Annotated in this window: 4 protein-coding genes and 1 pseudogene; 3 read left to right on the top strand and 2 right to left on the bottom strand. The window is 69.7% G+C overall.

Annotated features, from left to right (window positions below):
• A pseudogene (locus tag Q0326_RS01925) lies at window positions 1-241 on the bottom strand (ABC transporter permease); the annotation flags it as partial.
• Window positions 238-1,161 carry an ATP-binding cassette domain-containing protein gene (locus Q0326_RS01920; protein ID WP_298686507.1) on the bottom strand — a complete coding sequence of 308 codons (924 nt, stop codon included), beginning with the start codon at window positions 1,159-1,161 and terminating at the stop codon, window positions 238-240. The pseudogene Q0326_RS01925 and the gene Q0326_RS01920, both read right to left, overlap by 4 nt.
• 200 nt (window positions 1,162-1,361) lie before the next feature.
• Here Q0326_RS01920 and Q0326_RS01915 point away from each other — a divergent pair, with 200 nt between their 5' ends.
• The 3 genes from Q0326_RS01915 (at window position 1,362) to Q0326_RS01905 (ending at window position 6,738) form a co-directional block, all read left to right on the top strand.
• On the top strand, window positions 1,362-2,609 hold the full coding sequence (locus tag Q0326_RS01915) for an FAD-dependent oxidoreductase (RefSeq protein WP_298686505.1): 1,248 nt from the start codon (window positions 1,362-1,364) through the stop codon (window positions 2,607-2,609).
• Window positions 2,610-2,731: 122 nt separating this feature from the next.
• Window positions 2,732-4,000 carry an N-acetylmuramoyl-L-alanine amidase gene (locus Q0326_RS01910; RefSeq protein WP_298686503.1) on the top strand — a complete coding sequence of 423 codons (1,269 nt, stop codon included), beginning with the start codon at window positions 2,732-2,734 and terminating at the stop codon, window positions 3,998-4,000.
• Between the two features lie 254 nt (window positions 4,001-4,254).
• The gene (locus Q0326_RS01905; protein WP_298686501.1) at window positions 4,255-6,738 is read left to right on the top strand and encodes a PBP1A family penicillin-binding protein; all 2,484 of its coding nucleotides are present in this window, start codon (window positions 4,255-4,257) and stop codon (window positions 6,736-6,738) included.
• Window positions 6,739-6,820 lie beyond the last annotated feature (82 nt).

Genomic DNA, 6,820 nt, shown 5'->3' with positions numbered 1-6,820 from the left:
GCCGCCGGGCCAGGCGGTCGCGTGCCGCCACCAGCGCCTGCGCCGCGGGTGCCGGCATCGCCAGCGCCACCACGCGACGCCGCGGTGCGTCGGCCTGGTGCGCGCCGATCGTGCCGAACACCGTGCCGAACAGCACCGGGAAGATCGGGGTCGCGAGGAACAGGATGAAGATGCGCGAGAAGACGGTCGCGACATAGTCGCGGCGCGCGATCACCCAGGCGGCGGCGAACAGACGCATCATGCCGCGTCCGCCTGATCCTGCGCGACCGGTTCGCCGACCAGCGCGACGAACGCCTCGTGCAGGCTCGGCCGCTCGATCGCCAGCGTCTCGATCCCCGCCCCGCCCGCGATCAGCGCCTCGAGGATCGGCTCGATCCCGTCGGCTGGCAGCGCGAAGGACCAGTCGCGATCCCGCGCGACCGCATCGGCGGGCAGCGCCCCGCGCCATGGCCCGTCGCCATGCCGGGTACGCAGCTGGACGCGCGACGGCAGCCGGTCGCGCGCCTCCGCCACCGTCCCGTCGAAGCGCACGCCGCCCTTGGCGATCACCGTGATCCGTTCGCACAGACGCTCGGCATGCGCGATGACGTGGGTCGAGAACAGCACCGTCGCCCCCTGCGCCACCTGCGCGCGGATCAGCCCCTCGAGCCGCTGCTGGTTGATCGCGTCGAGCCCCGAAAACGGCTCGTCGAGCACCAGCAGGCCCGGCCGGTGGACGATCGTGCCGAGCAGCTGCACGGTCTGCGCCATGCCCTTGGACAGCGTGCGGATCGGCTGTGCGGCGGCATGGCCGAGCCCCGCCTCGTCGAGCAGCGCGGTGGCGCGCCTGCGCCCCTCGGCGAGCGTCAGCCCGCGCAGCGCGCCGAGGAAGGCGATCGCCTCGCGCGGGGTCATGCTGGGGTAGAGACCGCGCTCCTCGGGCAGATAGCCGATCCGGCGCGCCGCGCGCATCGGCTTGTCCTGCCCGAGGATTCGCCGCCAGCCCGAATCGGGATCGAGGATGCCGAGCAAGGTGCGCAGCGTCGTCGTCTTGCCCGCGCCATTGGGGCCGAGCACGCCGTGGATGCTGCCTGCCGGCACCGCCAGCCCGATGCCGTCGAGCGCGCGCGTCTGCCCGAAGCGCTTGACCAGCCCCTCCGCTTCGACCGCGAGATCAGCCAAGACGCGGCGCTCCGGCCCGGCGGAGGAATGGACGGCGATAAGGAGCAAGGCACGGCATTGCCGGAAGGATGCCAGCGAATATCGCGAAAGGCTAGGGCATCGCCGCGGCGCTGACACGCGCCCGCGCGCAATATTCGGCGTGCATCGCATCCCGGCTTTCGCTTACGCTCGCGGCGATAGGGCAGGATGGGCGAGACAGGATGACGACGAGCAGCGACGTGTTGATCGTGGGCGCAGGCCACGGCGGCGCACAGGCCGCGATCGCGCTGCGCCAGCGCAAGTATGAAGGCTCGATCGCGATCGTCGGCGAGGAGCCCGAAATCCCCTATGAGCGGCCGCCGCTGTCCAAGGATTATCTCGCCGGCGACAAGCCGTTCGAGCGCATCCTGATCCGCCCGCCCGGCTTCTGGGGTGAGCGCGCGGTCGCGATGCTGACCGGACGCCGCGTCGTCGCGGTCGATCCCGACGCGCATGTCGTCACCACCGAGGACGGCGGGACGATCGGCTATGGCAAGCTGATCTGGGCGACCGGGGGCCATGCCCGGCGGCTGAGCTGCGCGGGTCACGATCTCGCCGGCGTCCATTCGGTGCGCAGCCGCGCCGACGTCGACCGGATGATGAGCGAGCTCGCCAGCACGACGCGCGTCTGCGTGATCGGCGGCGGCTATATCGGGCTCGAGGCCGCTGCGGTGCTGACCAAGCTCGGCAAGCATGTCACCGTGCTCGAGGCGCTCGACCGCGTGCTCGCGCGCGTCGCCGGCGAGCCGCTGTCGCGCTTCTACGAGGCCGAGCACCGCGCGCACGGCGTCGACCTCCGGCTGAACACCGTCGTCGAGTGCATCGAGGAGACCGACGGCCGCGCCTCCGGCGTGCGCTTGGCCGGCGGCGAGATCGTGCCGTGCGAGATGGTGATCGTCGGCATCGGCATCGTGCCCGCGATCGAGCCGCTGCGCGCGGCGGGCGCGGAGGGCGGCAACGGCGTCGCGGTGGACGAGCATGGCCGCACCTCGCTGCCCGACATCTTCGCGATCGGCGACTGCGCGCTGCACGCCAACCCCTTCGCCGACGGACTGCCGATCCGCCTCGAATCGGTGCAGAACGCCAACGACCTCGCCACCGCGGTGGCGCGGATGATCGTCGGCGATCCCGAGCCCTATCACAGCGTCCCGTGGTTCTGGTCGAACCAATATGATCTCCGGCTGCAGACGGTCGGCCTGTCGACCGGCCACGACCAGGCGATCGTCCGCGGCGATCCCGCGACGCGCAGCTTCTCGCTGGTCTATCTCAAGGCCGGCGAGGTGATCGCGCTCGACTGCGTCAACGCCACCAAGGATTATGTCCAGGGCCGCGCGCTCGTCGTCGGGCATATGGCGATCGATCCGGCGCGACTCGCCGACGCCGCCATGCCCCTGAAAACATTGGTGGCGGACGCGACTGCCCTCGCCTGAGGCACGATCCGTCGGGCTTTTCGATCTGGTTAATGACAGGGTCACCCTGAACCTTCACCGTAATGAGACGCGTGCCACCTAGTTGGGAAGGCGGGGGAGCGCTGTTGGGGATCGACGGGCTCATGAAGTTTCTTACGCCGCTGCACCGGGCTCGCCGCCACGGGATCGCCGCGCTGAGCGTCGGTCTGGGGGCGCTGCTCGCGTGGCCCATGCCGGCATCGGCCGCCGCGATCCAGTCGGTCTCGATCGACGGCAACGCGATCACGCTCGCCTTCGACCGTGCCGTCGATGGCGCCTCGGGACTCGTGCTCGACGGCCCGCGCCGGCTCGCGGTCGACATCGCCGGGCTGACCGCGGGCAGCGCCTCGGCGTCCGGCGGGCCGGTGACGCAGACGCGGATCGGACAGGTCCGCCCCGGCGTCGGCCGAATCGTATTCGATCTCGCCGGCTACAGCGTCGTCAGTTCGGCGGCGCTGACCCCCGACCGTCGCACGCTGACGCTCCAGCTGACCGATTCGGACGCGCGGGCGTTCGCCCATGCCGCGCGGGTCGGCCGGGTCGCCTATGCCCAGCCGGTGGCGCTTGCGGACGCCGCGGTCGGCCGCGGCGGCGTCACCGTGCCGCTCGACGCGCCCGAACCCTATCGCCTGCCGATCCCGCGCGTCGAGGGCCGGGCGGACAAGCCGCTGGTGGTGATCGACGCGGGCCATGGCGGGCATGATCCGGGGTCGCTGTCGCTCGACGGCCGCTACAAGGAAAAGGACGCCTCGCTCGCGATCGCCAAGGCGCTGCGCGACGAGCTGCTGGCGAGCGGCCGCGTCCGCGTCGCGATGACGCGCTCCGACGATCGCTTCCTGGTGCTGCAGGAGCGGCGCGAGATCGCGCGCCGGCTGCATGCCGATCTGTTCATCTCGATCCATTGCGACAGCGCGCCGGGCTCGCAGGCGAGCGGCGCGACCGTCTACACGCTGTCCGAAACCTCCTCCGACCGAGTCGCCGCGGCGCTCGCCGCCAAGGAGAACAAGGCCGACGTGATCAACGGCGTCGATCTCGGGGCGCAGTCCAACGACGTCTCGTCGATCCTGATCGACCTGACCCAGCGCGAGACGATGAACAGCTCGTCGCGCTTCGCCGATCTCGTCCAGCGCGAGATGACCGACGAGGGGATCAGCTTCAAGACGACCTATCACCGCTTCGCCGGGCTCGCCGTGCTCAAGGCCCCCGACGTCCCCGCGGTGCTGATCGAGACCGGCTACATCACCGATCCGAACGATCTGCACCTGCTCTTCTCGCGCGAATATCAGCACCGCGTCGCGATGGGCGTCAGCCACGCGGTCGAGGCGCATTTCGCGCGCCGGCTGGGGCGGACGGATGTCGCGATGGCGGAGTGAGGATCTAGGAAAGCGGAACATCCCACCTCCGTTCGTCCTGAGCGCAGTCGAAGGACCGGCTGCCAGTTTCCGCCCCCGTTCGCACTGAGCGCAGTCGAAGTGCAGCCGTCATTCGCGCATGGCCTTCGACTGCGCTCAGGCCGAGCGGGCGGTGTCGCTTTGGTGCCTTCCTTCGACTGCGCTCAGGACGAACGGGTATCGGGTCACTGACCCCGCTTCCAAAGCGGCGCATTCCCCTCTAGACCGCCCCCCGCATGGACGAGCAGGCGGACACGGGCGGACGGATCACGATCAGGCGGGACGGCAGGCGCTGGCGGCGCGTGCTCGGCTCGCGCTGGACGCAGGCGCTGATCGCGCTCGCCCTGCTGATCCTGGTCGCCTGGCTTGCGATCTGGCTGATCTTCGCGCGCGACCTGCCCTCGACCGACAAGCTGCTGACCTACGAGCCGCCGCTCCCCACCAACGTCCGCGGGCTCGACGGCGCGCCGGTCTATACCTTCGCGCGCGAGCGGCGGATTGAGCTGTCCTACGCCGAATTTCCGCCGCTGCTGGTCGACGCCTTCGTGTCGGCGGAAGACAAGAGCTTTTTCACCCATCACGGCGTCAATCCGCTGACCTTCGCCAATGGCGCGTTCGAATTCTTCACCAAGATGGGCACCGGCAACCGCGCCCGCGGCGGCTCGACGATCACCCAGCAGGTCGCCAAGAACCTGCTCACCGGCAACGAATATTCGGTCAAGCGCAAGATCCGCGAGGCGATCCTGGCGATCCGCATCGAGCGCACGCTGTCCAAGCAGCAGATCATGGAGCTCTACCTCAACCAGATTTTCCTGGGGCGGAACGCCTATGGTGTCGAGGCCGCGGCGCAGAGCTATTTCGGCAAGGACGTCAAGGACCTGACGCTGCCCGAGATGGCCTATCTCGCGATCCTGCCCAAGGCGCCGTCCAACTACACCCCCGAGCATGATTCCGACCGCGCGCTCGCCCGCCGCGCCTATGTGCTGCGCGAGATGGCGGGGAACGGCTACATCACCCAGGCGCAGGCGCAGACCGCCAATGCCGAGCCGCTCGGCGCGGTCGAGCGCGCCGCGGTCAAGCAGGACATGCCGCAGGGCTATTTCGTCGAGGAGGTCCGCCGCGAGCTGATCGAGAAGTTCGGCGAGAACGAGGCCGACGGCCCCTATTCGGTCTATGGCGGCGGGCTGTGGGTGCGCTCCTCCTTCGATCCCGCCAAGCAGGCGGCGACCGAGAAGGCGCTTCGGGATGGCCTCGTCCGCTACGACAACGGCCATGGCTGGTCGGGCCCGTCGGGGCATATCGAGATCGGCGACGGCTGGCAGGGCCGCCTGCTCGCCGCCAGCATCGGCACCGGCTATGCCGATTGGAAGGCCGCAGTCGTGCTCTCCAAGGGCGGCGGCCAGGCGCAGATCGGCTTCGAGGACGGCCACACCGGCACGCTGCCATCCTATGCCGCCAACCTGCCCAAGCGCGGCGTCGGCGGCTCCGCGTTCAATTTCCTCCACACCGGCGACATCGTCGTGGTCAAGGACGTCGGCGGCACCTGGACGCTCCGCGCGATCCCCGCGATCTCGGGCGGCATGGTGATCGAGAATCCGCACACCGCGCAGGTGCTCGCGATGCAGGGCGGCTGGGATTTCCGCGGCGCCAGCTTCAACCGCGCGACGCAGGCGCAGCGCCAGCCCGGATCGACGTTCAAGCCGATCGTCTATTCGGCCGCGCTCGACAATGGCATGACCCCGGCCTCGATCGTCGTCGACGGGCCGTTCTGCGTGTTCCAGACCGCCAGCCTCGGCACCAAATGCTTCAAGAACTTCACCGCGGGCTATGCCGGTCCCAAGACGATGCGCTGGGGCCTCGAACAGTCGCGCAACCTGATGACGGTGCGGATCGCCGCGCAGATCGGCATGAACAAGGTCGTCAAACAGGCGCATGCGCTCGGCATCGGCGATTATCCCGCGGTGCTCGCGATCGCGCTCGGCGCGGGCGACACGACCGTGATGAAGATGGTCAACGCCTATTCGGCGCTCGACAATCTCGGCCGCCAGATGGCGCCGACGCTGATCGACTATGTCCAGGATCGCCACGGCAAGGTGATCTGGCGCGCCGACAACCGGCCGTGCGACGGCTGCAACGCGCCCGATTGGGACGGCAAGCCGATGCCGCGCCCGCCGGTCCGCGGCGTCCAGGCGATCCCCGCCGATTCGGCCTCGCAGATCGTCCATATGATGGAAGGCGTCGTCCAGCGCGGCACCGCGACGATCCTGCGCGATCTCGGGCGGCCGATGTTCGGCAAGACCGGCACCACCACGGGCCCGACCAACGTCTGGTTCGTCGGCGGCTCGGCCGATCTCGTCGGCGGCGTCTATCTCGGCTACGACCGCCCGCGCCCGCTCGGCGCCTATGCGCAGGGCGGCACGATCGCGGCGCCGATCTTCAAGCAGTTCGCGGTGGCGACGATGGCCAATGATCCGGTCGTGCCGTTCCGCGAGGCGCCGGGCGTGCGGCTGGTGCGGATCGACCGCAATTCGGGGCGGCGCGTCTATGGCGGCTGGCCGTCCAACGATCCGCTCTCGCCGATCATCTGGGAGCAGTTCAAGCCCGAGACCGAGCCGCGCCGCTCGATCGCCAAGACCGCGATCGCGACCAAGGCCGCGCCCAAGACCGCGGCACCACCCCGCGACGCGGATTTCTTGCAGAAGGAGGGGGGCATCTACTAGTGCCCGTCTCCAACTAGCCATCCGTTCGTCCCGAGCGTAGTCGAGGGACCCGGCCCCGTTAGCCACCGTGTCTCGACGTCGC

Source organism: uncultured Sphingomonas sp. (genome assembly GCF_937859915.1).
Classification (GTDB): domain Bacteria; phylum Pseudomonadota; class Alphaproteobacteria; order Sphingomonadales; family Sphingomonadaceae; genus Solisphingomonas.
Note: the sequence above shows the minus strand (reverse complement) of the source record. Positions and strands in the feature narration are given on the sequence as shown.